The sequence below is a fragment of the Streptomyces sp. KL109B genome, assembly GCF_030766935.1.
Taxonomy (GTDB): domain Bacteria; phylum Actinomycetota; class Actinomycetes; order Streptomycetales; family Streptomycetaceae; genus Streptomyces.
On sequence record NZ_JASERL010000002.1, the window covers coordinates 937,172 to 963,181 of the forward strand.

Annotated in this window: 20 protein-coding genes; 4 read left to right on the forward strand and 16 right to left on the reverse strand. The window is 70.2% G+C overall.

The window, feature by feature from the left end; translation table 11 throughout:
• Nucleotides 1-50 precede the first annotated feature (50 nt).
• From RBJ65_RS09930 to RBJ65_RS09940, 3 genes are all read right to left on the reverse strand, one after another.
• Nucleotides 51-188 carry a hypothetical protein gene (locus RBJ65_RS09930; protein WP_306318272.1) on the reverse strand — a complete coding sequence of 46 codons (138 nt, stop codon included), beginning with the start codon at nt 186-188 and terminating at the stop codon, nt 51-53.
• Nucleotides 189-356: 168 nt separating this feature from the next.
• Nucleotides 357-2,012, reverse strand: a complete 1,656-nt coding sequence (locus tag RBJ65_RS09935; RefSeq protein WP_306318271.1) for a phosphodiester glycosidase family protein — start codon at nt 2,010-2,012, stop codon at nt 357-359.
• Between the two features lie 11 nt (nt 2,013-2,023).
• The gene (locus RBJ65_RS09940; RefSeq protein ID WP_306318270.1) at nt 2,024-3,343 is read right to left on the reverse strand and encodes a phospholipase D-like domain-containing protein; all 1,320 of its coding nucleotides are present in this window, start codon (nt 3,341-3,343) and stop codon (nt 2,024-2,026) included.
• A 50-nt stretch (nt 3,344-3,393) separates the two neighbouring features.
• On the opposite strand from RBJ65_RS09940, the gene RBJ65_RS09945 reads away from it, so the two are divergent.
• Nucleotides 3,394-5,181, forward strand: a complete 1,788-nt coding sequence (locus RBJ65_RS09945; RefSeq protein ID WP_306318269.1) for a VCBS repeat-containing protein — start codon at nt 3,394-3,396, stop codon at nt 5,179-5,181.
• 22 nt (nt 5,182-5,203) lie between these two features.
• Here the strand turns inward: RBJ65_RS09945 and RBJ65_RS09950 are convergent, their stop codons facing one another.
• Nucleotides 5,204-6,235, reverse strand: a complete 1,032-nt coding sequence (locus tag RBJ65_RS09950) for a hypothetical protein (protein ID WP_306318268.1) — start codon at nt 6,233-6,235, stop codon at nt 5,204-5,206.
• Between the two features lie 42 nt (nt 6,236-6,277).
• Here RBJ65_RS09950 and RBJ65_RS09955 point away from each other — a divergent pair, with 42 nt between their 5' ends.
• The gene (locus RBJ65_RS09955) at nt 6,278-6,628 is read left to right on the forward strand and encodes an NTP pyrophosphohydrolase (protein WP_306318267.1); all 351 of its coding nucleotides are present in this window, start codon (nt 6,278-6,280) and stop codon (nt 6,626-6,628) included.
• Between the two features lie 182 nt (nt 6,629-6,810).
• On the forward strand, nt 6,811-7,932 hold the full coding sequence (locus RBJ65_RS09960) for a hypothetical protein (protein ID WP_306318266.1): 1,122 nt from the start codon (nt 6,811-6,813) through the stop codon (nt 7,930-7,932).
• A gap of 15 nt (nt 7,933-7,947) precedes the next feature.
• Here the strand turns inward: RBJ65_RS09960 and RBJ65_RS09965 are convergent, their stop codons facing one another.
• The 6 genes from RBJ65_RS09965 to RBJ65_RS09990 form a co-directional block, all read right to left on the reverse strand.
• A complete protein-coding gene (locus RBJ65_RS09965; RefSeq protein ID WP_306318265.1) occupies nt 7,948-8,973 on the reverse strand; it encodes a hypothetical protein in 1,026 nt (341 codons plus the stop codon).
• The gene (locus RBJ65_RS09970) at nt 8,970-9,884 is read right to left on the reverse strand and encodes an N-acetylneuraminate synthase family protein (protein WP_306318264.1); all 915 of its coding nucleotides are present in this window, start codon (nt 9,882-9,884) and stop codon (nt 8,970-8,972) included. Before RBJ65_RS09970 ends, RBJ65_RS09965 begins: the two co-directional genes overlap by 4 nt.
• 3 nt (nt 9,885-9,887) lie before the next feature.
• Nucleotides 9,888-11,087 carry an acylneuraminate cytidylyltransferase gene (locus RBJ65_RS09975; protein WP_306318263.1) on the reverse strand — a complete coding sequence of 400 codons (1,200 nt, stop codon included), beginning with the start codon at nt 11,085-11,087 and terminating at the stop codon, nt 9,888-9,890.
• A gap of 130 nt (nt 11,088-11,217) precedes the next feature.
• Complete coding sequence (locus RBJ65_RS09980) at nt 11,218-12,501, reverse strand: DUF6716 putative glycosyltransferase (RefSeq protein WP_306318262.1); 1,284 nt, start codon at nt 12,499-12,501, stop codon at nt 11,218-11,220.
• Nucleotides 12,502-12,618: 117 nt separating this feature from the next.
• A complete protein-coding gene (locus tag RBJ65_RS09985; RefSeq protein ID WP_306318261.1) occupies nt 12,619-14,385 on the reverse strand; it encodes a polysialyltransferase family glycosyltransferase in 1,767 nt (588 codons plus the stop codon).
• The gene (locus tag RBJ65_RS09990; RefSeq protein WP_372341238.1) at nt 14,382-15,467 is read right to left on the reverse strand and encodes a glycosyltransferase family 2 protein; all 1,086 of its coding nucleotides are present in this window, start codon (nt 15,465-15,467) and stop codon (nt 14,382-14,384) included. Before RBJ65_RS09990 ends, RBJ65_RS09985 begins: the two co-directional genes overlap by 4 nt.
• 389 nt (nt 15,468-15,856) lie before the next feature.
• Here RBJ65_RS09990 and RBJ65_RS09995 point away from each other — a divergent pair, with 389 nt between their 5' ends.
• Nucleotides 15,857-16,945 (forward strand): LCP family protein, encoded by a 1,089-nt coding sequence (locus tag RBJ65_RS09995; protein WP_306318259.1) that lies wholly within the window; start codon nt 15,857-15,859, stop codon nt 16,943-16,945.
• Here the strand turns inward: RBJ65_RS09995 and RBJ65_RS10000 are convergent.
• The 6 genes from RBJ65_RS10000 to RBJ65_RS10025 form a co-directional block, all read right to left on the reverse strand.
• Nucleotides 16,884-18,440, reverse strand: coding sequence for a glycosyltransferase family 39 protein (locus RBJ65_RS10000; protein WP_306318258.1), 1,557 nt, complete (start codon nt 18,438-18,440; stop codon nt 16,884-16,886). The two genes, RBJ65_RS09995 and RBJ65_RS10000, sit on opposite strands and share 62 nt — an antisense overlap.
• An 18-nt stretch (nt 18,441-18,458) precedes the next feature.
• Nucleotides 18,459-19,982, reverse strand: coding sequence for an amino acid permease (locus RBJ65_RS10005; RefSeq protein WP_306318257.1), 1,524 nt, complete (start codon nt 19,980-19,982; stop codon nt 18,459-18,461).
• Between the two features lie 370 nt (nt 19,983-20,352).
• Nucleotides 20,353-22,275: a 1-deoxy-D-xylulose-5-phosphate synthase gene (gene dxs / locus RBJ65_RS10010; RefSeq protein ID WP_306318256.1), complete on the reverse strand. Its 1,923-nt coding sequence runs from the start codon at nt 22,273-22,275 to the stop codon at nt 20,353-20,355.
• Between the two features lie 239 nt (nt 22,276-22,514).
• The gene (locus RBJ65_RS10015) at nt 22,515-23,810 is read right to left on the reverse strand and encodes a sugar ABC transporter permease (protein ID WP_306318255.1); all 1,296 of its coding nucleotides are present in this window, start codon (nt 23,808-23,810) and stop codon (nt 22,515-22,517) included.
• Nucleotides 23,807-24,598: an ATP-binding cassette domain-containing protein gene (locus RBJ65_RS10020; RefSeq protein WP_306318254.1), complete on the reverse strand. Its 792-nt coding sequence runs from the start codon at nt 24,596-24,598 to the stop codon at nt 23,807-23,809. Before RBJ65_RS10020 ends, RBJ65_RS10015 begins: the two co-directional genes overlap by 4 nt.
• Nucleotides 24,599-24,796: 198 nt before the next feature.
• Nucleotides 24,797-25,915, reverse strand: coding sequence for a sugar ABC transporter substrate-binding protein (locus RBJ65_RS10025; protein ID WP_306318253.1), 1,119 nt, complete (start codon nt 25,913-25,915; stop codon nt 24,797-24,799).
• Between the last annotated feature and the right edge of the window lie 95 nt (nt 25,916-26,010).

Below are 26,010 nucleotides of genomic sequence, written 5' to 3' on the forward strand. Positions count from 1 at the left end.
CAGACATGAGGGGCCTTCGCCGTGTGGCGGGGGCCCCTCGTCGTGCGTCGTCAGACCTGCTGCTGAACCGTCACCGCGCCGACCACGATGCGGTGATCGGAGCAGGCGGACACGCCGGTGCACGCGGTGGAGATGGCCAGCGAGTCCGCGGAGTAGGCACCGACGATCCGGTCCTCTCGGACGAACATGAGGTCGATCTTGCGACGAAGTCGGCGCGTCGCCGTCGTCGAGGCATCGGCGGAAGCGGTGAGGCCCAGAACGAGGACGAGCGCTCCGAGAGCGGCTCTGGCAAATCTTCGTAGGTGCATGCTGTTCAGCCATTCTTGTGGAAGAGAGGGAACTCGAAAGCGCGGTGCTCAGCTCTTCGGGACGATCACCACGGCATTGCTGACCTTGCGCTCGACAGGCTGTGCACCCCAGTCGTCCATGGGGCTGTTGGCGAGTGCACCGTTGACGACCATCGTCGCGTCCCCGCCACTGCCCAGCCCCACGGCGTCGGTGGCGCCCAGCCACTTCATGACGTCGGCGGCCTCCGGCCAGGAGACGCCGACGCTCACGGCAGGGTTGCGGCCATCGACGGTGACCAGCAGTAGGTCTCCTGAGGCGGTGACTCCGGCCATTGAGCGCGGGTGGCGCTGCGCGAGGGTGTTGTTGGGGCCGTAGGAGAAGTTCGTCATGCCGTTCGCCTTGGTGTTGAGGAAGATCTCGCCGTCGCGCACGAGGGCCGGTCCACCTCCCGCGACCGCGGACAGCGTCGGGCTCGTCACCGGCACACCCGCACTGTCCTTGATCGAGGCGCCCGGTTTGAACACCGCGCCGACCTCCGCGTGTTCGAGCAGCCAGTCGGCGCCCTCCCCAATGCCCTGGAGGATGCGCCCGCCGGCCGGAATGGCACCGCCCGCCGGTCGACGGATCTGCTGGACGACCCAGTTGCCGTTCATGACGACGTCGACGCTGTTGGTCACGCCACTGCTGGGAGCCGGGGTCGAACTCCCCCACTCAGGACGGAAGACGACGATCTCGCTGTCGTCGCCGCAGACGTGGTTGCGCCACGGTCGGTCCGTCTGCGTCAGGACCCCGTTCATGGAGAGCGTGTCGCCGCCCACGCCGCCGCAACCGAGGATCCGGCCGGGCACCCGGTTGACGCCGTCGAGCACCCGCGCCTCCCCGCTGGGCGCCGTGACCTGCACGGTCGACGTGACTTCGGCGATCCGCGCCCGGGTACCGGCGCCTTCCAGAAGGAGCGCCGTACGCCCGTTGTTGGCGGAGCCGAGCAGGACGTTGTCCTGAACGTAGAGCCCCTGGGGGACGCCTTCGTATCTGGACCCGGAAAGCGTGTGGATGTCGAACTCGCTGCCGTTGACGGCTGCGAGGGCGCCGCGCGCCGCGGCCATGCTCCGCACGGTCTCAGAAGTGGAGACGTCGGTGCCGTGCACGGCCTTGAAGGTCACGTCCGCGGTCGGGGCGACACGGACGACATGAACCTTCCAGGGGCCGGTGCTGGGGTTGCCGTCCTGGGCCTTATAGATGACGCGAGATTCGAAGCCCGCCGTCTTCAACCAGCCCGCCAGGCGCTCGGCAGACGCCTCGCCGTCGGCGGCGAAGGAACCCACGCGTACCCCGTACCCGAACACTCCGCCCGGCGTGTCGGCGGCGGCCGGGGCGGTGAACGTATCGACGGATCCGCTGAAGCCTTCGTCAGCCAGCCGCGCCGCGAACTCTTCGGCGGCGGCCTTGCTGCCGTAGGTCTCGGGCCCGCCCTGCTGCCGGGCCCACACCGTCCAACGGTCGGAAGCCGAACCCTGCGTGTACGTCTGGTAGGTGACACCGGAGGCGAGCGTGCGGACCGCGCCGGCCTGGGTCACGAGGTTGTCCGGGCCCAACGGCATCCGGCCGTCGTCGGCCGCGAGCGCGGTGCCGGGCGTGGAGCCGGCCAGCAAAGAGGCGGCCAGGAACAGCGGGAGGGCGGCGAGTGCGCGGGCGATGCGTCGGGGTCTGGGGGACGAATTCATGAAGGTTCTCCTCAGGCGACCGTGTCGGCCGCGGCGCGCTGGTGCCAGAAGTTGAGGCGGTAGGCGTCGTGGATCGTGGCGTCGTCGTACTTGAGGAGCGCCTCGTCGTTGCCCTGGAGGGCGCTCCGCGTGTACGTGTGGCTGCCGGTCCAGACGAGCTTCTGGTCGGCCCGGCCCAGGTAAGTGCCCTCCACCAGGAGGTACTTGCTGTGCGTGTACGTTCCGTCGGTGGCCTCGTCCGACCGGTGGAGCGTGATGCCGCCGTACGCGGTCGGGGCGGTCAGTTGCGCGGCCACCTCGCCGGAGAACATCTCGTCGAGGTAGTGGTACACGATGTCGACGTAGCAGCCCGCGTTGTCCAGCTCCCACAGTTTCCTGGCGACGGCGGGGCGGGTGATCTGGTGCATGGCCAGGCGGATCACGGTGCGGCCGTCGGTGGTGCCGTAGCCGGAGGAGTTGCCGTGGCAGACCGCGTTCGTGCCGACCGGGTTGTCCACGGTGTTGAGGATGTCGAGGACCGGGTCCGCGGTCGCCCGCGGGAACAGGTACAGCTTGGCGGCGCCCGCCTGCGTGGCCACGGGGTAGTCGGCGACCTGGGGCTTCTCGCCGCTGCCCGCGGCGCGCTGGTCCTCGAAGTAGTCGGCGTACGCCTGGTACAGGGCGCTGTTCCCCACGACCACCAGGGCGTCGTTCCAGGCGACTTGGAGGTCGTCGGCCGTGAGGTTGGCCGACGTCTGCAGCACGACGTCGTGGGCGAGGGTGTCCGTGCCGCCGGTGGTCTCGCTCACCAGCAGGTACTTGTTGTGGTTGACGGTGGCGTTCGCGTCGTCCGGGGTCGGGTCGGCGGACAGGCACGCCGAGTCCTGGGGGCAGGTGAGCACCCAGGAGTCGGCGCCGGTGTCCGTTCCCAGCGCGCCGCGCAGCGAGCTGTAGCCCGTGCTGACGCTGTCCGAGTCACCGATCAACTGGACCGACACGCCACGCTGTTCGGCGGCGACCAGCTTGTCCGCCAGCCACTGCGACCACATGAGGTACATGGACATCCGGATGTCCGCGCCCGCGGGAGCCCCGTCGACCAGGGCTCCCATCTTCTTCAGGATCGCGTTCTGCGCGGCGGTGTCGCCCGTCGGGTCGTTGAAGACCGGTCCCGTGGCGAGCGCCGTCGGCGCCGCCGCAGCGGTTGTGGCGGGCGTGAGGGACGCGCACAGCAGCAGGGCGAGGACGGCCAGCGCGGCTCTCGCGCCGCGACATGCGCGAGATGCGGGTGCGGGTGTGGGTGTGGGTGTGGGTGTCGATGTGGGTGTCGATGTGGATGTGGATGTGGAGAACATGTGGGCATCATCTTGCATTGCGTCCACGAGATCGACACATACTTCGACCCGTGAAGAAATTGATCGCCCGCGCCGCCGTGTCGGCGCTGGCCCTCGTCGCCGCCCTGACCTGTTCAGGCACCGCCCAGGCAGGCACCCCGGCGCCCCAACTCAAGGTCATCCACTACAACTTGTGCGGAGCGTCCTACTCCTGCGCGAACAACCAGGGAGGAACGGGCGCGGGCACCTCCGTCGCCCGCCTGGTCGGGGAAGCGGCGGCGTACCGGGCCGACGTCCTCACCATCGATGAGATCTGCCTGTCCCAATACGCGGCCCTCAAGGCGCAGTTGACGCAGGCAGGGTGGACCATGGACGGGACGTACGCGTCCTCCCAGGACAACGTCGTCAACTGCGGCTCGGACAAGCGTTTCGGTTCGGCCGTGTTGAGCCGGCAGAACGTTCCCGACGACATCCAGGAGTACCACGCCTTCGTCAACACGGGAGGCGAGACCTACACCAACGACGGGCGCACCGTGCAGGTGAAGCGGGGCATGCTCTGCGCCAACACCTCGTTCGCCGACCGGCCGTTGAAGGCGTGCACCGCGCACACCTACGCGAAGGAACCGAGGCAGCTTCAGGAGATCGCGGGGTGGGTGGCCGACCCGGCTCTGTTCCCCGTGAACACGCCCGTCGTACTGGGCGCCGATCTGAATCTGCAGCCGAACGAGGCCGCCCTCGCGCACCTCTACGACCACACGCACAGCGGCAAGGACGGCTCGGCGCAGCCCACGGGCCGTTTCCTGGAGGCGGACGAGTCGAACCCCGCCTGGTTCACGCAGGGCAGTACCGGCGGAGTGACCTGCACCGCGCCGGGAGTGGTGCGCTGCCGCAACGGTGCGCCGACGACGTCGGACGCCCGCAAGATCGACTACGTCTTCGCCGACCGCAGGCATTTCACCGCGCCCTCCCTGACGACCACGGCGTTCGCGGAGTCCGACCACGCCATGCTGAAGGCGTCCCTCGGCCTGATCCCCGCGCGGTACGTCGACGGCTTCACGGGCGACTTCAACCACGACGGCCACCACGACGTCCTGGCCCGCACCGCGCAGGGCGGCGACCTCACCTACTGGGCCGGCGACGGCACCACGACCGTCGGCGACTCCGGGCTCGCCGCGCCCACGGTGCTGGGCAACGCCTGGGAGAACTACACGGACTTCGCGACCGGCGACTTCGACGACGACGGTCGCACGGACGTCGTCGGACGCGGTGTCGCCACCGGGTCCTTGGAGTTCTGGGCCGGCGAAGGCACCTCGGGGGCGGCAGGCGCGGGGGACGGGCTCGCCGCGCACACCCAGGTCGCCGCCGACTGGCAGCGGTTCGGCGACACCGTCGGCGGCGACTTCGACGGCGACGGGCACGACGACCTCCTCGCACGGGAGACGGCCACCGGCAAGCTGTTCTTCTGGGCCGGCAGCGGCACGACGAGCGCCACGACGTCCGGGTTCGCCGCCCCTGTGGAGGTGGCCGGGGACTGGACGGACCTCGGCGACCTGGCCGCAGGCGACCTCGACGGGAACGGCACGGCCGACCTGGTCGCCCGTGACACCCGCACCGATCAGCTGCGGTACTGGCCCGGCCTCGGCTCCGCCGCGCCCGCCCTGTTCGGGACGCCGGAGCTCGTCGGCTCCGGGTGGGGGAACTTCACCGACCTCGCCGCGACCGACCTGAACGGTGACGGCCGGGACGACCTCGTCGGCCGCGCCCGCGCCACCGACGAGCTGTGGTTCTGGGCGGCGGACGGCACGATCGCCACCACGGACGGCTTCGCCCCGCGCACCCTGCTCCTCGGTTCGTGGTGAACGGAGGGAGCGGGGGCTACCACTAGAACACCCGGCTCCACGCCTCAAGTGCCAGGCCCGGCTCGCCCTTTCGGCGCGCGAGGAGCATGTGGTCGGGGGTGCCGGGGACGTGGGCCGCCGCGACGACGCGGCCCGCGGCGTCCTCGGCCAGGCCGATGCGGGCGTCCGGTGGGAGCGGGTCGCCGGACCGGGTCCACCCGGCGCCCGCGCTCTCCAGCTCCGTGGGGTACGCGGCGAAGGCGACGCGGCCGTCGGCATCGCGCTGGGCGATCAACGTACAGTCCACGTCGTCCAGTTGACAGCGCAGCGCCGTCAGGGGGCCGTCGCCCGCCGCCGCGACGAGGCAGACCGGGCCGGCGTCGCCGCGCCACGCGTACAGGCCGCCGTCCTCGTCGACGTAGAGGAGGGTCGTGTGGTCCGGGGAGGTGGCCAGGGCGCGGAGGGTGTGCGGGAGGGGGGACGCCGGTTGCGGCTTCTCGTCCCGGGTCAACGGCGCGCCGGGCTTCTGCTGGCGCCAGCGCAGGATGCCGTCCGCGGTCGCGGCGTAGAGGGTGATCAGGCCCGACTCCCCGGTCACCGCGGCGAGTTCGCCCTGTACGCCCGCCCCCTTGAGGTCCCGCCACGGCCCCCAGCCACCCAACTCCTCCTGCATGCGCAGGCTGACCCCGCCGCCGTTGTTGCGTACGAAGACGTGGGCGCGGCCCTGCGCGTCGACGGCGACGGCGGGCGGGCCCGTGCGGTCGCCCTTCTTGTTCGGGTGGCCGATGGGGGTCCAGTCGAGGGCGGAGAGGCGCGGTTGGTAGTGCGTCGAGTGGACCAGTCCCGATTCGCCGGGGACGGTGGGGCGCCAGGTGACGAGGTGGGCGTAGCCCTCGGCGCTGCGGGCGAGGGCGAGGTCCGGGTGGACGCGTTGGTCGCCGCCGACCGTGTGGGGTGGGGACCAGGGGCCTTCGGGGTAGCGCTCGGCGCGGCATACGACCGCGTCTTCTTCGGGGGCGTACGCGTATGCGGACAGGGCGCCGTCGCGTCCGCTGATCAGCCAGTCGCCGTTCACGCGTTCAGTTTAGGTGCGGAGGACCACGTACCGTTTCCGCACATGACGACGCTCTTGGTGGTGGACGGCGCGAACGTGGTCGGTTCCGTGCCCGACGGATGGTGGCGCGACCGGCGGGCCGCGGCGGAGCGGCTGCGGGACCGGCTCGCCGAGTACGCACGCGAACACCCCGACGAGGATGTGGTGCTGGTCCTGGAGGGCCGGGCCCGCGGGGTCGAGCCGGTGCCCGGGGTGCGGGTGGAGGAGGCGCCCGGCGAGGGGGACGACCACATCGTGGCGGTGGCGGCGGGGGCCGAGGGGGCGTGCGTGGTGGTGACGGCGGACCGCGAGCTGCGGGACCGGGTGGCCGCGTCGGGGGCACGGTGCGTGGGGCCGCGGACCGTCTACCCGTGAGCCGCGGACCGTCTGCCCGTGAGCCCGGCTCCCCAGGAACGGTCCGTCCATCCGTGCCCCTGGCGCTCCATGACCGGAGTTGGGCGCCACAGTGAAGGAAGTGTCAACACAGCGCCGTATAATGTGGAGATTGTGGCCACCGTGGGGGGAGGCCCTTCTGGGAAAGCGTAAGGGGGCGCCTGATGGGGCGACGGACGAAGGCCGCGCAGAGCGCGCCCGACCTCGGTTCCGGCCGGTCGACCCCCCCGGCGCGTCGGGCCTCGGGGCCGGTCGGCGGCAAGTGGCTCACGCGCGGCACGGACGGCCGGCTCACCCTGTTCGCGCTGTCGCCCGAAGGCCTGCTGCGCTGGACGGAGACCCGGCCCGGCGGGCCCGACTGGCAGGGGCCGCAGGTGTTTCCCGTGCCGCCCGGCCTGAACCACCTGTCGATCACCCAGGGCGCCAACGGGTATCTGCACTTCCTCGCCCATCGCGTACGTGAGCGCGGCGACGGCCGCGCCGTGACCGACCTCATGTACTCCATGCAGTACCAGTCGGGGCGGCCCCTCAACGAGTGGCGGGCGCTGTCCAATCCGTACAAGGAGACCGACCAGCGCCACCCGCGTCTCGGCCGTCCCGTCGGTGCCGTCGACTCCGCCGGCACCCTGCACGTCCTCGCCCGCAACGCGGGCCGGGGACTGCACCTTCGGCACGAGGACAAGGGCGGCAACTGGAAGGCCTGGCAGGACCTGCGGGGCAGCGCCCTGCACGACGGCGTGGCCGTCGGTGTCACCGCGAAGGGACGCATCGGCGTGCTGGCGCCGTCCGACAAGCCGGTGCACCACTGGCAGCAGGCCTCGGCGGGCGGCCCGTTCGAGCGGCGGGACGACATCCACGTGACCATGGTGCCGGGCACCGGAACGGCCCTGGAGACCTCCGAGGACCAGCTGACCTTCTACGTCGGCGATGCCTACGCACACGGACTGCTGGCCATTCGCCCCAACGGGACGATCATGCAGATCGGGGGCGCCCCGGGCGGCGGCGCCGTCTGCGCCCTGCGCACCCTGATAGCCGGGCAGGACTGCACCGTGCTCGTGCATCGGGGCATGAACGACAGCCCGATCTTCGGCGCGTTCGTCACCAACGCCGAGGAATGGGGGGTGCAGTGGGCCGAGGTCGACCGCCCCTGCATCGGCGACCCGGCGGTGGCGCTCGACGCCTACGGCCGGATCGTGCTGGCCATCATCGACACCGACGGGATGCCGCAGACGACACGTCAGTCATCCCCCGACGGACTGCAGTTGGGCCAGTGGCGGCGCGTGTGACCCGAGGTCGGCCGGTCAGCCGCCGACCGCGGTCCGCATGCTCGGGAGTCCGTGTCTGCGTCGCGCCGACTCCGCCATCGCACGCAGGAACCCCACCGCGTGATCGTCCGCCAGAGGCGTGAACCACTCCTCGTCGATCTCGCAGAGTTCGATCCGGACACCGAGGCCGCGCAGCACGATGGGCAGCGTGTGCGCCACCGTGGAGGGGAACGTCAGCACCGTGTGCCCCACCGGCCCCTGCGCCGCGAGTAGTTCGAGCGGGAGGTCGGGGCGCAGCACCCGCGCTCCGGTGGCCTCGGCGATCCGGCGCAGTTTCTCCCGGCTCTCCCTGCGGTGGGCCAGATACCGGTCGACCCCGCGTCTGCGCACGATGTCCTCCACCGCCCGCAGGTAGTGCTCCTCCCCCACGATGCCGGTCTCCACCAGCGAGGTGCCCAGCAGATCGGCCCCGCCCCGGGTGGCGGGTCTCGGGAAGCGGGTGCGGGTCCAGGCGTACGCGTTGGCCGCGACCTCGATGCCGTTGGGCGCGGCGACTTCCATGCAGGTGAACAACGTACGGCTCAGGGTGGGTTCGGACAGCCAGTCGAGGGCGCGGCCGCCGCGGCCCGAGCCCTGCGTCTGCTGGTGCCAGCGGGTGAGGCGGCGGCCCTCCGTGACGACGCGGACGAACTCGGTGGTCGCCGTGCCGTCGTCGACGATCACGAGTTCACGGGCCGTGGCCGCGGGCACCAGCGTCTGGACCATGCCGGAGAACAGGTCCCCCACCACGAGCCGTTCGGCGTCGGCCACCAGGCGGCGCACCGCGGCGAACTGCCGCATCCGGCGCACGGTGCCGGAGCGCACCTCGAAGCACGTGACCGAGAGCCCGGACGCCACGGCCAGTTCGGTGACCCGGGCGAGCTGCACCCGCGACCACGGGTCCAGGGGCAGCAGTACGGCCACGTGGAGCGGGGCCCCCTCGCCCTGGTCGCCCGCGTGTGCCCATTCCGCCACGTTGAGCAGCTGGGCGGGGCTCTCCACCAGGGCGAGGGTGCTCATCATGCGACCGGGGCCACCGATCCGGCCACCACACCGGTGACGCGGCGCAGCTTCTTCATCGGGCCGAGCTCGGACTCGTAGACCTTCTTGACGCCGTCACCGAGGGACTGCTCGATGGTGCGGATGTCACGGACGAGCCGCGTGAGGCCCTGCGGCTCGACCGAGGCGGCCTGGTCGGAGCCCCACATGGCGCGGTCGAGCGTGATGTGGCGCTCGACCACGCAGGCGCCGAGGGCGACGGCGGCGAGCGTGGTCTGCAGGCCGATCTCGTGTCCTGAGTAGCCGATCGGGACGTTGGGGTACTCGGCCCGCAGCGTGTTGATCACGTTGAGGTTGAGCTCCTCGGCCTTGGCCGGGTACGTCGACGTGGCGTGCAGCAGGAGGATGTTCGCGCTGCCGAGGACCTCGACGGCGTGCCGGATCTGGGCCGGGGTCGACATGCCGGTGGACAGGATGATCGTCTTGCCGGTGGCGCGCAGGGCGCGGAGCAGTTCGTCGTCCGTCAGGGACGCGGAGGCGACCTTGTGGGCGGGGACGTCGAACTTCTCCAGGAAGGCGACGGCCTCGGTGTCCCACGGGGAGGCGAACCAGTCGATGCCCTTCTTCTCGCAGTGCTCGTCGATGGCCCGGTACTCGTCCTCGCCGAACTCGACGCGGTGCCGGTAGTCGATGTACGTCATGCGGCCCCAGGGGGTGTCGCGCTCGATGTCCCACTGGTCGCGCGGCGTGCAGATCTCCGGGGTGCGCTTCTGGAACTTGACGGCGTCGCAGCCTGCTTCGACCGCGGCGTCGATGAGGGCGAGGGCGTTCTCCAGGTCACCGTTGTGGTTGATGCCGATTTCGGCGATCACGTAGACGGGCGACCCATGGCCGACCGGACGGGAGCCGATGGTGCGGACAGGGCGGTGCTGCATGGTTCAAAGTGCCTTTCCGAGAAGGTGCGTTGCGATTTCGCGGACAGCGCCGTGGCCCCCGCGTGACGTGGTCACGGCGCGTGCTCGTTCACGGACGATGTCGTGGGCGTCGGCCACGGCCACGGGCCAGCCGACGAGTTCGAAGCAGGGCAGGTCGTTGACGTCGTTGCCCGCGTAGAGGATCCGGCCGGGGTCGATGCCCTCGGCCTCGTACCACTTGCGCAGTTCGACGTCCTTGCTGTCGACGCCCTGGATCACGGGCAGGCCGAGCTTGGCCGCCCGTGCGGAGACCACGGGGTTGGTCTCGCTGGAGAGGATCAGTACGGGCACGCCGGCCTTGCGCAGGCGCGCGATGCCCATGCCGTCGCCGCGGTGCACGACCACGGTCTCGTGGCCGTCCGCGTCGACCCAGACGCGGTCGTCGGTCTGGGTGCCGTCGAAGTCGAGGACGACGGCGTCGACGTCGGCGCGGGTCGGGAAGTGCCGCTCGTCCGTGAACTGCGCGAGGGCGTGGGCCCGTTCGAGGTCGGCGGGCTCGTCGATCTCAAGGGTGCGGGCGGCGTCGACGGGCACCAGGGCGATGTTCCCGAAGAACCGGTGGTTCTTGTCCCGGAAGCCCTGCGCGCGCATCGCGTAGGCGGCGCCCGTCTCAAGGAGTTCCTCAGGCCGGTCCTGGCGGCGCAGCCGCTCGGCGCTGTCGTGGTTGACCCCTTCGGCCACCATCAGCGCCCGCTTGCCCTCCTCGCGCACGCCCCGCCATACGAACCCGTGGAACGCGGAGGCGGTGAGCGCGCTGTCGGCGCCGCCCTCCAGGACGGCCGAGACGACGCCCTCGACGTCCTGCCGCGCCAGGAACGGGCTGGTGGCCTGGACGAACAGCAGGACGTCGGTGGGCTCGCCGTGCCGTTCCTCGATGGTGTCCAGGGCGTGCAGCAGCGCCGACTCGCTGGTGGCTGTGTCGGTGGCCAGTTCGGCGGGGCGTGTCACGACCTCGGCCCCGTGGCGGCGGGCCTCAGCGGCGATGTCCGCGCAGTCCGTGCTCACGACGACGCGTGTCACCGCGCGCGCCTCGCGGCAGACCCGCACGGCACGGCCCACGAGGGAGACCCCGGCCACGGGGGCGAGGTTCTTTCCGGGGATGCCCTTGGAGCCGCCGCGCGCCGGGATCACGGCGACGACGACAGGAGCTGGAGATGGTGACATGTCATACCTCGTGGTGGTACGGGTAGCCGAACGGGGCACGCACGGCGTGGGGCCGTGCGCGTGGGACGAGGTGGGGGGGGAACCGCGTGAGGGGGGGGCGGGGTGGCGGGAGGGGCGGGTGGCCCGGGGTCTAGAGGCCGCCCCACCGTTGGATCTTCGGCGCCACGTTCTGGACGCCGAACCGGTAGGCGCGGCGCAGCGCCTTCCGTGAGGTTCGGGCCATCAGACCGGGGCGTTGACCGGCGGAGCCCGCTGAGTGGGGCAGCGGCGTTCCGTCGGGGGCCAGTCCGCGCCTGGCCAGGAGCCGTGGCAGATAGCCCGCGGCGTTCTGCATCGTGTAGTACGGCCGGATCCGCGGCAGCGGGCTCCGGCTCAACCGCAGGACACGGTCCCGCAGTTGGGCGTAGGGGTCGTGGGCGAGGATGCCCTGTTCCTCCAGCCAGCCCGGCTCGGCGTAGGGCTGGGCGCCCTCGTCGATCTCGTTCCAGGAGGCGACGCAGCCGGAGCCGGTGAAGTAGTGGTTTCCGTGCGGTTCGCGCACGCCCAGATCGCTGAGGATCACCGTGGGGATGCCTCGGTGCATCGATTCGAGGGCGGCGGTGGAGCTGACCGTGACCAGCAGGTCGGTGCGGTCGAGCACCTCGGCCATGTTTCCGTACACGAACCGCAGGTTGGGCGGCAGCGGCTCGCCGAGCTGTTCGGCGAGCGACTCGTAGTGGTACGGCTCGATGTGCGTGGTCTGCTCGCCCGGCCGCGAGCGCAGCTTGATCAGCACCTCGCGGCCGGGGCGGAGGCGGGCGTGCTGGATGGCGCGGCGCAGGATGTAGACGCGTCCGTCGCGGTCCTCGGGCACGGAGGGCTGCACGGCGAAGGTGACGGTGAACGGGTGGGTGGCGCCGGTGCGCAGCGGGTCGTAGCGCTCATCGGCGAAGAAGGGCAGCGCCGTCTGCACCACGCACCGGTCGTCGATGCCCAGGCCCCGGTAGATCTCCCGGAACCGGCGGGCGTCGAAGGGGCTGTTGGCCAGGACCACGTCGGCGCCGGCCCGCAGCAGCAGCCCGTCCGTCAGGTTCTCGTAGACGACGCCCACGTATCCGGTGACCAGGACGGGGCGGTGCGCGGATTCCTCGAAGGCGCGGCCGAGGCCGTGCAGGACGGCCTGGGTGGTACCGCCGACGGAGCCCACGATGAGCACGTCGGCGCGGTGCAGTTCGCCGCTCGTGACGAACTCCGCGACCGACGACTGGGTCACCGCGGCGGGTTCGATGCCCACCTCGGCCATCTGCCTCGCGGTGGGCGTGGCCCGGCCGTTGAGCATGTGGGCGTGCACCCAGGGGTGGGGGTGGAGCCGCTGCGCCAACTCGCCACCCCACTTCCATCGGGTGTCGGAGTCGGCGAGTACGTGGATACGCATCGCCTGTGGTGTTCCTTCGGGTCGCGGGGGTGTCCCGGCGGGCGGGACCGAGGACCGGGCTGGGTCAGGTGGTGTCTGCGGTGATCGTGCCGGGAGCGGCCCGGACCGGCTCCCCGCTCATCCGGGGGCCATCGCCTTGGCCGCCTTGCGCGCCCCCCGTGCCGTGACGAGCCGGGCCGCGGCGGCGGATTCGGGGTTGATCCGCAGCGCCTCCTGGGCGGCGAAGACGCGCAGCGACTTGCCTTCCCGGCCGATCAGGGAGGCCACTTCAGCGATCTTGATCCAGGTCATCGCCCGGTCGTCGCCCGACATGGCGGCGAGCGAGAGCATCCGCTTGGCCTGCTCGTAGTCGTCTTCCATGACGTGGATGCGCGCCATCCCGATGAGGACGTCCATGGGCTTGCGGTCCTTGAGGATCGCCTCGCCGATGCGCCGTGCGGCGTCGGTCTCGTCGGCTTCCAGGTGTTCGAGGAAGGAGTCGACCGTGAGTGTCTCCTGGGACGGCTTGACCTTCGGCCCGCTCTTCTTGCCCTTGCGGCCCTTCTCCCCCTCCATCGCCTGCCATTCGGCCTCGGACGGCGCTCCCGGCAGGGACAGCTTGTACAGCAGATCGGGCTTGAAGTGCATGCCGAGGACCGGGCGGACCTCCAGCTGCGGCAGGACGCGGGCCACGTAGGCGACGGCGCGCTCCCGAAGGTGCGGGTTCCGCTCCGGCTGCATGCAGTACCCGACGGCGGCGATGTACTCGGCCAACTCCCGCTGCACCCACTGGGGATCGCTCAGCAGGTCGGTGGCCGCGAAGCCGCTGCCCTCCAGGTCGGGCAGCGCCACCTCGCAGATCGTCACGGGGACGCGGTTGCTGTTCGGGTAGGGCCGCATCTTGCGCAGCACCTCACGGGTGCCGACCGCGGCGGCCGGGATGCCGTAGACCGCGCGGGCGGTGAACAGGGCCGTGGAGAAGCAGCCGATCACCACGCTGGGCCGCAGATACCCGAAGACCGCCTCCGCGAGCAGCGGGGTGTCCAGGACCACGATCCGTACGTCGAGTTCGCCGGCCCGCAGTACGAGGGAGTCGCTGAAGCTCTGCGGCGCGCTCGGGTGCGGCTTGAACACCACGGAGGTGAAGCCCAGGTTCACCGCGGCCTCGAACATCCGCAGGTGCAGCTGCTCTTCCTCCTCCTCGGTCAGCAGCCCGATGCTCGACAGGTACTGGCCGAGCAGCATGGCCGATCCGGACCGCCCTGCCGGGAAACCCGCGGGGATCAGCCCGGCGAGGACCCGCCCGCAGGCCTGCCCGAACTCTCCGAAGACGCGCTGCACCGCACCGGGGTCGACCGGCTCGCCTGGGATCCCGTACTCGCTCAGGAGCAGCGGCCGCAGGCCGGGGATGAGGTCGAGGTAGAGGGTGCGCCGGATGCGCGTGTACACGTCGCGGGGCAGCGCGTTGCGCGTGGGGCCGTAGGTCATGAGGCCGTCGGCGTAGACCGTGATCTGCGCGTTTCGGAAGATCTTGCAGAAGGACAGGGCCGGCTTCACCTGGATCGACTCGACGACCAGCTCCATCGGAGCCTGGAGCAACTGCCAGCGCACACCGAGGAGTTCACGCCACATGGCCACGTCCTCGACGCGCGGGTCCCACAGGCTCGGGTGGTACGGGAAGATCACGTCGTTCCATGAGACCACCAGGTCGAACCGGGGCCGCAGCGCCTCGAATCCGCGCATGGCGTGCAGCGGAGTGGTGACCTCCGGGATCTCCGTGTTCGTGCACACCACGAGGATGCGGCGCACCCCCTGGGCGGGCCCGAACTGCCCGGCGTCGATGGCGGCCGAGAGCGTCAGGGCCCCGTACAGGGTGGAGGCGACGAATATCTGGCTGCCCCTCATGCCGTCGCCTCTACGGGCCTGCGCATGCCGCGCGCGTCCGGGGCGGCACGACGCTCCCGGCGGGACGGACGCCGCGCGCCGCGCCGCGGGGCGGGGGCGGCGGACACGGCCGACTCGGCCTCGAACGACATGTCGCGCACGGCGTTGATGAGTTGGGCGCGGCGCTCGCCCATGTCCTCCAGTGTCTGCTCCAGCAGTGCCTGCGGCAGCCGGTGCAGCGCATGGGCCGTCCGGCCCTTGAGCAGCGCCCGTACGTCGTCCTCGTAGGTGTCGGCCCGGTCCAGGTGGATCGCCATCATCGCGCAGTAGGTCCGGATCACCTTGGGCATGATCTGCTGTCCCCACGGGTGGGCGGCCACTTCCTGGACCACCCGGTCGAAGCAGGGGATGAAGTCGAGTTGGCGCTCGTCCGGGATGCGGGTGAGCGAGGTGGTGACGTCGCGGCGGTAGAAGATGCCCGCCAGGTCTACGGCGACGTAGGTGTCGGTGTTGAGGTGCAGCCGCCAGGTCCACATGCGGTCCTCGGCCGTGCGCAGCGTCTCGTCGAAGAAGAGCAGGTCGCGGCTCGCGAGGACCTCACGGTTGAAGATCCCGGCCCACACCAAGGGGTAGTCGACCATGGTGGACGCGTCCACAGGCATGATCGAATCGATCGGCGACAGCAGGGTGTTGCGCACGGCCTGGGGCGAGCGGACGACCTCGCGCTTCTTGCCGACGACGCGGACGTGGTCGGTGCGGACGAAGTGACAGCCGAAGTGGTCGATGGCCGCGACCAGTCGGGCGAGGTAGCCGGGCGCGAACCAGTCGTCGCCGTCGAGGAAGGCCACGTACTGGCCCTTGGCCAGGCGCAGACCGGTGTTGCGCGTCGTGGAGATGCCGGAGTTCTGCGGGTTCCGGTAGAGCACCCCGCCGGGCACCTTGCGGATCTCCCGCTGCAGAAGTTCCCAAGTGCCGTCGGTGGAGCAGTCGTCGACGACGATGAACTCGAAGTCCTGACGGGCGTTGAAGGCAAGGGACTTGAGCGTCGTGACGCAGTAGTCGCGCACGTTGTACATGGGCACGATGACGGAGAGCTTCATCAGTTGTGCCTCGAATCCGGTGTCTCAGGGCCGACCGGAGCGCGTCCGGTCGGCGAATGTGCAACGTGAGCAGCGAAGCCGTACACGACAACACTGTCCTTGTTGAACCCCACCGCCCCCCCAGGCGTATTCAGCGCAACAGTTGCACGCAGAACTGCTGCACGGGATGTTCACACTTCGCTCATCTCTTGTCCAGAGCCCTTCGGGGCATATGACGGCCAACGCCCCAATTGCTCTCGCTTTTTACATCACATCGACACTGTCAGTGATCAAAGATGGCATCAATCCGGCAACTTCCGTCTATAGTTCGTGGTTCCCTCGCCGGTCCCCCCACGCGGCGCGCGACGCGCGTCACGCCGTCAGGACCCTTGGCATACAGAGGATTGAGCGAGATGAGCTCCGACACCGCAGCACCCCCGTCCCATCGCCGCGCCAACGGGCGCCGGCGCGCGACGAAGCCACGCCGCAGACGCCGTGCGCTGCGGTGGTTCCTGTACGGGCTGTTGGTCCTCGTCCTCGCCGCAGGCGGCACCGGCTACTGGCTCTACGACAACCTCAACAGCAACATCGACGGCGTCGACCTCGACAAGGCCATTGGCGGGGACCGCCCCGAGAAGCTGCCGACGTCCGGGCAGAACATCCTCGTGCTCGGCTCCGACTCCCGCTCCGGCGCCAACGCCTCGCTCGGCACCGGCAAGGTCGCCGGTGCCCGGTCCGACACCGCGATGGTGCTTCACGTACCCGAGGGCCGCTCCCGGGCGACCGCCGTGAGCATTCCGCGCGACACCCTCGTGACCCGGCCGACGTGCACGAAGGCGGACGGCACGAGCACGCCGGAGGCGCGGCGGGTGATGTTCAACTCCGTGTATTCGCTGGCCGGTCCTGCCTGTGTCGTGAAGACCGTCGAGGCGATGTCGGGGGTCCGCATGGACCACTTCGTGGAGATCGACTTCGCCGGGTTCAAGGGGCTGGTCGACGCGATCGGCGGCGTGAGCGTCACCGTCGACAAGCCGATCCACGACACGTCCAGCGGGCTCGACCTCGCCGCCGGTACGCACAAGTTGGACGGCACCCAGTCGCTGGCGTTCGTACGGACCCGGCACGGCATCGGCGACGGCTCCGACCTCGGCCGCATCGGGCTCCAGCAGCAGTTCATGATCGCCCTGTTGAGCGAGATCAAGCAGCAGGACCTGCTGGGCAGCCCCACCAAGACGTACAAGATCGCGAACAGTCTCACCGAGTCGATGACGACCGACGACGGGCTCGCCTCGCTCACCAAGCTCGCCAAGTTCGGGCGGAGCATGCGGGGCGTCGACCCGGCGAGCATGGAGACGATCATGCTTCCGGTCGCGTACGACAAGGTGGACCGCAACCGCGTGGTGGCCGCGCAGCCGCAGGCCGACACGTTGTGGAAGGCGATCAGGGGCGACCGCGAGATCCCGGAGTCGGCGAAGAAGTCCCCGGCGCAGGGCGGCTCCTAGGGCCTGCCGCCCCCGGCTGGGCGCGCTCGTACACCACCGCGCCGTCCACCCGCGCCACTTCGCGGTACGCGCCGAGGACGTCCCGCAACGACCGCACCCGTCCCGGCCCGTACGGCGCGCCCCGCGAGTCGTCGACGATCACCGTCGGGGGGCGGCCCCGTACCTCCGCCCGGAACGTGTCCCAGCTCCCCGCCACCGCGAACCGCTCCCCCACCCCACCCCCGTCCCGCCCCCCACTGAAGTTCGTCAGCAGTCCCGCCGTCAGGTAGCGGCTCGCCGGGGTGCGGTTTGTCAGCCAGTACGTTTCCGGGTGCATGCCCCAGATCAGGACCCGGTCGTCCGGGGAGGTGCGCTCGTGGAGGGCCGCCGCGACGCGTTCCGCGTGGTCCAGCTCCGTACGGGGTGCCAGCAGGCCCCAGGACACGAACAGGGCCCCGCAGCACGCCGACACGAGCAGCGCGCGCGTCCGGTGTTCGCGAGAGAGAATACGCAACGCCAGCGCGCCCAACAGGGCCAACGGCGGGACGAGTTGGAGGTAGTAGTGGCCGAAGAAGTGGAAGCCGAAGACGACCGCGGCGGTCGATGAGGCGAGCCACAGGTACAGGTCGGCGCAGCCTGTTCGCGCGACCCGCAGCATCCGGGCGAGCGGCGGCAGCACGCCCGCGCAGGCCACCGCGAGGATCGCCGCGTTCGTCAATCCCCGTACGAGTACGTGGAGTTCGGAGCCGGTGACGGCGGCGTAGGCGCCCGAGCCGGTCACGGTCCAGAAGACGAAGCCGGCCGGGTGCGTGGCGAGGGCGGCGGCGAGGACGGGGGCCGCGAGCCCGAGCGGCAGGCACAGCGCGCCACGTCGCGGACGGCCCGACCGCCACCACATCCACACCACCGGCAGCAGCACCGCCGCCCCGGTCTGCTTCGCCAGGAACGCCCCCGCGATCGCGAGCCCGCACCACCCCCACCTGCGCCGGTCCGCGCACCACATCGCCGCCGCGGTCCACGGCAGCATGAACACCTCGAAGGTCGCGGCCTGCGTGTCCTCCGGGTTCAGGCCGATGGAGAGCAGGACGTACAGGATGCCCGCCGTGCGACCCGCCGTGTCGCCCCAGCGGCGGCGGGCGAGGGAGGCCAGGAGTGCCGCCGTCACCACGTGTGCCGCCAGTGCGCAGACCCGCACCGGTGTCAGCGAGTCCGAGCCGAAGAGCGCGAACACCCCCTCGTAGAGCCAGGGCACGAGCGGGGGTTTGCGGTCGACAACGGTTTCGTAGAGCGTGCCGCCGTGCGCCAGCATGCGGGCCTGGACCGCGAGATAGCCCTCGTCCGGGTTCCACAGGGGGCGGGTGAAGGACGGGGCGCGGGTGACGCAGACGAGGGCCACGAGGGCGGGGAGCAGGCGGGTCCAGTAGCGGAGGGCGGGGCTCGCGTGCGGAGCGCCGCCGCCCTCCGGTACGGATACGTGCGGCCGGGACGGCGGCGCCCCGGTGAGCAGGTGCGTCAAGCTGTGATCCGGTCGTCGTTACTGGGCGTCGGCGCTGGTCCTCGCCGCGCGGCTGTGCCTGCGGCCGTACGCGAAGTAGATGATCACGCCGACCACCATCCACACGGCGAACCGCAGCCACGTCTCCACCGACAGGTTCAGCATCAGCCACACCGAGCACGCCACCGACGCGATCGGCAGCACCGGGACCCACGGGGCCTTGAAGGCGCGCGGCAGGTCGGGGCGGGTGCGGCGCAGGATGAGGACGCCGAGCGCGACGACGACGAAGGCGAACAGCGTGCCGATGTTGACCAGCTTGGAGAGTTCTTCGAGGGAGATGAGGCCCGCGACGAGGGCCGTCAGGACGCCCAGGATGATCGTCGAGCGGTACGGCGTACGGAACTTGGGGTGCACCGCTCGGAACACCGGCGGCAGCAGGCCGTCGCGGCTCATCGCGAAGAAGACGCGGCTCTGGCCGAGGAGCAGGATCATGCAGACGACGGTGAGGCCGACGACCGCGCCGAAGGAGATCAGGCCCGCCCAGAACGGGTGGCCGACCGACTTGAACGCCTCCGCGAGCGGGGCGCCCGGGTCGAGGTCCTGGTAGTTCTGCATGCCGGTGACGACCGCGGCCACGCCCACGTACAGGACCGTGCAGATGGCGAGGGAGCCGAGGATGCCGAGCGGGACGTCCTTCTGCGGCTTACGGGTCTCCTCGGCGGCCGTCGCGACGACGTCGAAGCCGATGAACGCGAAGAAGACGACGGCCGCGGCGGTGAAGATGCCCATCACGCCGAAGCTGGACGGGGTGAAGCCCGCGATGCCTTCGAGGAGGGTGGCGTTGAGGCCGGAGCCGCCCTTGTTCTCCTGGGCGGGCGGGATGTACGGGCTGTAGTTGTCGGCGTTGATGAAGAAGGCGCCGACCGCGATCACGATCAGGACCACCGTCACCTTGATGGCGACGACCACCGAGGTCACCCACGCCGACAGCTTCATTCCGATGACTACGACCGTCATCACGGCCAGGACCAGCAGGAACGCGGCGATGTTGAAGCTGAACCCGTCGTGGCCCGAGCCCGGGCCCTGGAGGGCGGCGGGCAGCGGGATGCCCCAACTGTCGAGCAGCGACTGTACGTACCCCGACCAGCCGACCGAGACCGTGGCGCAGCCGAGGGCGAGTTCGAGGATCAGGTCCCAGCCGATGATCCACGCGGGGAATTCGCCGAGCGAGGCGAAGGCGAAGGTGTACGCGGATCCGGCGACCGGGACGGTCGAGGCGAACTCGGCGTAGCAGAGGGCCGCGAGGGCGCAGACCACGGCGGCGACGACGAAGGAGATGGTGACGGCGGGGCCCGCGTAGTCGGTGGCGGCGGTGCCGGTGATGACGAAGATGCCGGAGCCGATGACGACGCCGACGCCGAAGACCGTGAGGTCGAGGGCCGAGAGGGATTTCTTGAGCTTGTGCTCGGGCTCCTCGGTGTCCTGGATGGACTGCTCGATGGACTTCGTCCGGAACAGCCCGTTACGGGTTCGCTCCGCGCCTCTGTCTGGCTGGGTGGTCACCGGCTACCTCCGTGGCTTCGTCGTCTCCGACATGATCGAGACGAGTTGCCTTCGGCGCGCGGGTGGTTCCTCCGGGTTCATGCGAATGGGGCCAACCGGGCCCCCGTCTGGGCGATGGGCCGGCCCCATCCCTGGATCCGCGCCCAAATCAAGCCCCGCGGGCCACTGTGGGCGCGGCGGGCCACCTCAAGCCCCGCCGGCGATTGAGGCGCGGGGTCCGGGGCGGAGCCCCGAGGCCGTAACGCCGGACGGGGTTGCGCTCCCGGGGCGCTGCCCCGGACCCCGCTGCTCAATCGCCGCAGGGGCTTGATTGGCCCGAGCCGCCGCAGAGGCACGCGTTGCCCGCCCGGTCGCCAGGGCCGGAGGGCGCTCAGTCCCGCGCCGCCTCGACCGTATCCGCGGCGGAGCCGGTGTAGCGGCCGTCGAGCTTGGACACGAGACCCGTGACCTGGCGGGCGATGTCCGGGGCCGTGAGGCCGATCTCGGCCATGATCTCCTTGCGGGAGGCGTGGTCGAGGAAGCGCGGCGGGATACCGAAGTCCCGGAGTGGAACGTCCACGCCCGCGTCGCGCAGCGCCTGCGCGACGGCCGAACCGACGCCGCCCACCCGGGAGTTGTCCTCGACCGTGACCACGACCCGGTGGCGCTCCGCCAGCGGCGCCATCGCCTCGTCGACCGGCTTGACCCAGCGCGGGTCGACGACGGTCGTCGTGATGCCCTGCTTGTCGAGGAGGTCGGCGATCTCCAGGCACATCGGGGCGAGCGCGCCGACGGAGACCAGGAGGACGTCCGGGCGGTCGGAGGACGGCTCGCGCAGCACGTCCATGCCGCCCACCTTGCCGACCGCCTCGACGGCGGGGCCGACCGCGCCCTTCGAGTAGCGGACGACGGTCGGAGCATCCTTGACCTGGACCGCTTCGCGGAGCTGCGCACGCACCTGGTCGGCGTCGCGCGGCGCGGCGATGCGGACGCCGGGGACGACCTGGAGCAGGGACATGTCCCACATGCCGTTGTGGGAGGCGCCGTCGGTGCCGGTGATGCCGGCCCGGTCCAGGACGAAGGTGACCCCGCACTTGTGCAGGGCGACGTCCATGAGGAGCTGGTCGAAGGCGCGGTTGAGGAACGTGGCGTACACCGCGAAGACCGGGTGCAGGCCGCCCGTCGCGAGGCCCGCCGCGCTGGTGGCCGCGTGCTGCTCGGCGATGCCGACGTCGTAGACCCGCTCGGGGAATTCCTCGGCGAACTTCTTCAGGCCGACCGGCTGGAGCATCGCCGCGGTGATCGCCACGATGTCCTCGCGCTCGCGGCCGAGCTTGACCATCTCGTCGCCGAAGACGGAGGTCCAGTCCGCGCCGGAGGCCTTGATGGGGAGGCCGGTGTCGGGGTGGATGGGGCCGATGCCGTGGAAGCGGTCGGCCTCGTCCTGGAGGGCGGGGGTGTAGCCGCGGCCCTTCTCGGTGAGGCAGTGCACGATGACGGGGCCGCCGAAGCGCTTGGCGCGGGTGAGGGCGGACTCCAGGGCCTCGATGTCGTGGCCGTCGATGGGGCCGACGTACTTGAGGCCGAGGTCCTCGAACATGCCCTGCGGGGCGATGAAGTCCTTGAGGCCCTTCTTGGCGCCGTGCAGCGTCTCGTACAGCGGCTTGCCGACGACCGGGGTGCGCTCCAGGAGGTCCTTGCCGCGGGCCAGGAAGCGCTCGTAGCCGTCGGTGGTCCTGAGCGTCGCCAGGTGGTTCGCGAGGCCGCCGATCGTCGGGGCGTAGGAGCGCTCGTTGTCGTTCACGACGATCACCAGCGGGCGGTCCTTGGCGGCCGCGATGTTGTTCAGGGCCTCCCACGCCATGCCGCCGGTGAGCGCGCCGTCGCCGATGACCGCGACGACGTGGTCGTCGCGCTCCTGGATCTCGTTCGCCTTCGCCAGGCCGTCGGCCCAGCCGAGGACGGTGGAGGCGTGGCTGTTCTCGATCACGTCGTGCTCGGACTCGGCCTGCGAGGGGTAGCCGGAGAGGCCGCCCTTCTGCTTCAGCTTGGAGAAGTCGTTGCGGCCGGTGAGCAGCTTGTGCACGTAACTCTGGTGGCCGGTGTCCCACAGGACCTTGTCCTGGGGGGACTCGAAGACGCGGTGCAGGGCGATCGTCAGCTCGACGACGCCCAGGTTCGGGCCGAGGTGGCCGCCGGTCTTGGAAACCGCGTCGACGAGGAAGGTCCGGATCTCGCCTGCCAGCTGGTCCAGCTGCTCCAGGCTGAGCCGGTCCAGATCGCGCGGTCCCGTGATGCGGGTCAGCAGCGGCACCCGTGCCTCCTTGCGATAGAGCTGTATGAGCTGTCAGTAGCAGCTGGTTGAGCGTCGAGCTTGTCGGGCCAGTCGAGTCTAATGTTCCGCCGCTGAAAGCGGCGTCCGGGCTGTGCCTTCCTCGTCACGCCCTCGTCACAAAATGGCACCCGCCCCGCCGGGTGCCGTGCGTGACTGTGCCCGGCGTCGCCATTGACGCCGGGCACAGTCAGTCCAGGCCAGAAGGGGCGCGGCTGCCGTCAGGCGCGGCCGGCCGTCTTCTGGGTCTTACGGGTGATCGAGTCGATGACGACCGTGGCGAGGAGCACACCGCCGGTGATCATGTACTGGATCGGGGTGGCGATGCCCTGAAGGGCGAGGCCGTACTGGATCGACGTGATGACCAGCACACCGAGCAGCGCGTTCCAGGTGCGGCCCCGGCCACCGAAGAGGCTGGTGCCGCCGATGACGGCCGCGGCGATGACGTTCATCAGGAGGTCGCCCGCGCCGGCGCTCTGGTTGGCCGCCGCGATCTTGGAGGCCCAGAAGAGGCCGCCGACCGCCGCGAACAGGCCCGCGATGGAGAACACGGAGATGCGGATCGCCGTGACGTTGATACCGGCACGGCGGGAGGCCTCGACGCTGCCGCCGAGCGCGTTGACCTTGCGGCCGTACGAGGTGCGGCGCAGCAGGAAGTCCGTACCGACCAGGACGATGCCGAAGAGCAGCACCGCCAGCGGCAGGCCCTTGTACTGGTTGAAGATGATCGCGACGCCGAACATGGCGATCGCGAGCAGCACCGTGCGCATGATGATGTCGCTGAGCGGCCGGGACGGGATGCCCGCGGCCTCGCGACGCCGGTTGCCGAGGAAGGTCGGCACGAAGTAGGCGAGGACCGCGATGAGGGCGAGGCCGTAGGCGGCCGCGACATCGGAGAAGTAGTACGTGGTGAGCTTGCCGACCACGCCGTCGCCGTCGATGTTGATGGTGCCGTTGGAGCCGAGGATCTGGAGCATGAAGCCGTTCCAGAACAGCAGCCCGGCGAGGGTGACGGCGAAGGCGGGGGCGCCGAGCCGTGCGAAGAAGAAGCCGTGCAGGGCGCCGATGACCGCGCCCGCGGCGAGCGAGATCAGGACGGCGAGCCACTCGTTCACGCCGTGCGTGACACTCAGCACCGCGGTGATCGCGGAGGAGACGCCGGAGACGGAGCCGACCGAGAGGTCGATCTCGCCGAGCATCAGCACGAAGACGATGCCGACCGACATCATGCCGGTGGCGACCATCGCGACGAGGATGTTGTTGATGTTCTCCGCGCCGAGGAACGCCGAGTTCAGGCTCTGGAAGATCGCGCAGATGACGATCAGGCCGATGACGACCGGGATGGCGCCCAGGTCGCCGCCCTTGACCTTGCGCTTGAACTCGCTGAGGTACCCGGCGAAGCCCTGCTCGCGCACGAGGAGTCGGGGGTCGACGGCGGTGACGGCGGCGCCGGCGGCCACGCCGGGGGCGTCCACGGGAGACTTCGTCTTGGTGACGTTGGTCTTTTCGATGCTCACTTCTGGAGCCCCCCGTTCGCGCGGGCCGCACGACGAGTCACGGCGTTGTCCGTGGCGCCGGTGATGGCGGAGATGACTTCTTCCTGGGACGTGCTCTTGACCTCGAACACGCCGTTGTTGCGGCCGAGTCGCAGGACCGCGACCTTGTCGGCGACGGCCTGTACGTCGGCCATGTTGTGGCTGATGAGGATGACCGCGTGACCGCGCTCGCGCAGCCGCTCGACGAGGTCGAGGACCTGCGCGGTCTGCTCGACGCCGAGGGCGGCGGTGGGCTCGTCGAGGATCACCAGCTTGGGCTCGCCGAGCATGGAGCGGGCGATGGCGACGACCTGGCGCTGACCGCCGGAGAGCGAGGCGACCGGGATCCGCACGCTGGGTATCCGGATCGACAGCGTCTCCAGCAACTCCTGGGCGCGGCGCTCCATTTCGACCTCGTCGAGGACGCCGCGCTTCTTGATCTCGCGGCCCAGGAAGAGGTTGCCGACGACGTCGATGTTGTCGCAGAGCGCGAGGTCCTGGTAGACCGTCGCGATGCCGAGGTCCTGGGCGTCGTGCGGCCGGTTGACCGCCACGGCCCTGCCGTCCCACTCGATGACACCGTCATCGATGGGGTGCACGCCGGCGATCGTCTTGACCAGGGTGGACTTTCCGGCGCCGTTGTCGCCGACCAGGGCGATCACTTCACCGGCGTGGACTTCAAGCTCTACGTCGGTGAGCGCCTGGACGGCACCGAATCGCTTGGAGACCCCGCGCAACGCCAGCACGGGCGTAGCGGACACGTGAACCATCTCCTTCACCGTCACGGGCCTGGCCCGGCGGGAGGTTGAACTCAGAAGAATGAGGGGGGTGTTGGAGTTCCGTCCGGCGCCCCGCCGTTGAGCTTGCGGGGCTGTTGGCGGCGGGGCGCCGGACGTGCATCAGGGGCCCGTGAGGGCCGTGGCCGGGGGCTGCGGGCTACGTCGAGGCGCGCCCCCGGGTGCTTCGGGTTACTTCAGGCCGATCTTGTCGCACGCCTTCTTGTACTTCGGCGTGCAGATGTCGTTGACCGTGTAGTAACCCTCCTTGATGACCGTGTCCTTGATGTTGTCCTGCGTCAACGAGACGATCGGGACGATCACGGAGGGGATGCCCTTCTCGGTGCCGCTGTCGACCTTCGTGGTCTGCAGCGAGCTGTCGAGCTTGCCCGTCTTGGCGATCGAGACGGCCATCTTGGCGACGGTCTCGGCCTCCTGCGGGTAGGACTTGAAGACCGACATGTACTGATCGCCCGTCACGATCCGCTGCACGCCCGCGAGTTCGGCGTCCTGGCCGGTGACCGGGGGAAGCTTGGAGACGCCCGCGCCCTTGAGCGCGGTGATGATGCCGCCGGCGAGGCCGTCGTTGGCGGAGTAGACGCCGACGATCTTGTCCTTGCCGATCGCGGAGATCGCGCCCTCCATGTTGGTGTTGGCGTTCTCCGGCTTCCACTCCTTGGTGTCGTACTCCTTGGCGACCTTCACCTTGCCGTCGAGGACGGAGTGGGCGCCCTTCTTGAAGTCACCGGCGTTCGGGTCCGTGGCGGCGCCGTTCATCATGACGATGCTGTTGCTCGGCTTGGCCTTGTCGCCCAGGGCCTTCAGGAGCGCCTTGCCCTGCTCCTTGCCGACCTCCTGGTTGTCGAAGGAGGTGTAGGCGGAGATGGGGCCCTCGGCCAGGCGGTCGTAGGCGACGACGGGGATGTCCGCGTCCTTCGCCTTCTTCACACCGCCGGCGACGGCCTTGGAGTCGACCGCGTCGAGGATCAGCACGTCCACCTTGTTGGTGATCATCGTGTCGATCTGCTGCGACTGGACGGAGGCGTCCTGCTTGGCGTTGAGGTACTTGATCGTGCCCTTGCCGTTCGTCAGCTTCTTGACCTGCTGCTCGATGATGGGCTTGTCGAACTTCTCGTAACGCGCCGTCTGGTTCTCCGGAAGGAGCAGACCTATCTTCAGCGCGTCGGTCTTCTTGCCCGCGGCCTTGTCGCCTTCGTCCTTGGACTCCTTGGCGCTGCCACAGGCGGCCAGCGAAACGGCCATGGCGGTGGCGCAGACAGCAACGGCGGCACGACGCATACGCGTGTTCACTTCAGAAACCTCCCTGACGAGGCCGCGTCGTTGCGGCCGAGGTGGCTGGAAGTCAACTCGGCCCCAACGGCAGCGTCAAGGAGTAAATCCTTAAC

What these genes read in the sequence shown, in the direction of transcription:
- RBJ65_RS09930 (WP_306318272.1), bottom strand. Translation starts at nt 188, where the DNA reads ATGTTCGTCCGAGAGGACCGGATCGTCGGTGCCTACTCCGCGGACTCG.
- RBJ65_RS09935 (WP_306318271.1), bottom strand. Translation starts at nt 2,012, where the DNA reads ATGAATTCGTCCCCCAGACCCCGACGCATCGCCCGCGCACTCGCCGCC.
- RBJ65_RS09940 (WP_306318270.1), bottom strand. Translation starts at nt 3,343, where the DNA reads ATGTTCTCCACATCCACATCCACATCGACACCCACATCGACACCCACA.
- RBJ65_RS09955 (WP_306318267.1), top strand. Translation starts at nt 6,278, where the DNA reads ATGACGACGCTCTTGGTGGTGGACGGCGCGAACGTGGTCGGTTCCGTG.
- RBJ65_RS09960 (WP_306318266.1), top strand. Translation starts at nt 6,811, where the DNA reads ATGGGGCGACGGACGAAGGCCGCGCAGAGCGCGCCCGACCTCGGTTCC.
- RBJ65_RS09965 (WP_306318265.1), bottom strand. Translation starts at nt 8,973, where the DNA reads ATGATGAGCACCCTCGCCCTGGTGGAGAGCCCCGCCCAGCTGCTCAAC.
- RBJ65_RS09970 (WP_306318264.1), bottom strand. Translation starts at nt 9,884, where the DNA reads ATGCAGCACCGCCCTGTCCGCACCATCGGCTCCCGTCCGGTCGGCCAT.
- RBJ65_RS09975 (WP_306318263.1), bottom strand. Translation starts at nt 11,087, where the DNA reads ATGTCACCATCTCCAGCTCCTGTCGTCGTCGCCGTGATCCCGGCGCGC.
- RBJ65_RS09980 (WP_306318262.1), bottom strand. Translation starts at nt 12,501, where the DNA reads ATGCGTATCCACGTACTCGCCGACTCCGACACCCGATGGAAGTGGGGT.
- RBJ65_RS09985 (WP_306318261.1), bottom strand. Translation starts at nt 14,385, where the DNA reads ATGAGGGGCAGCCAGATATTCGTCGCCTCCACCCTGTACGGGGCCCTG.
- RBJ65_RS09995 (WP_306318259.1), top strand. Translation starts at nt 15,857, where the DNA reads ATGAGCTCCGACACCGCAGCACCCCCGTCCCATCGCCGCGCCAACGGG.
- RBJ65_RS10020 (WP_306318254.1), bottom strand. Translation starts at nt 24,598, where the DNA reads ATGGTTCACGTGTCCGCTACGCCCGTGCTGGCGTTGCGCGGGGTCTCC.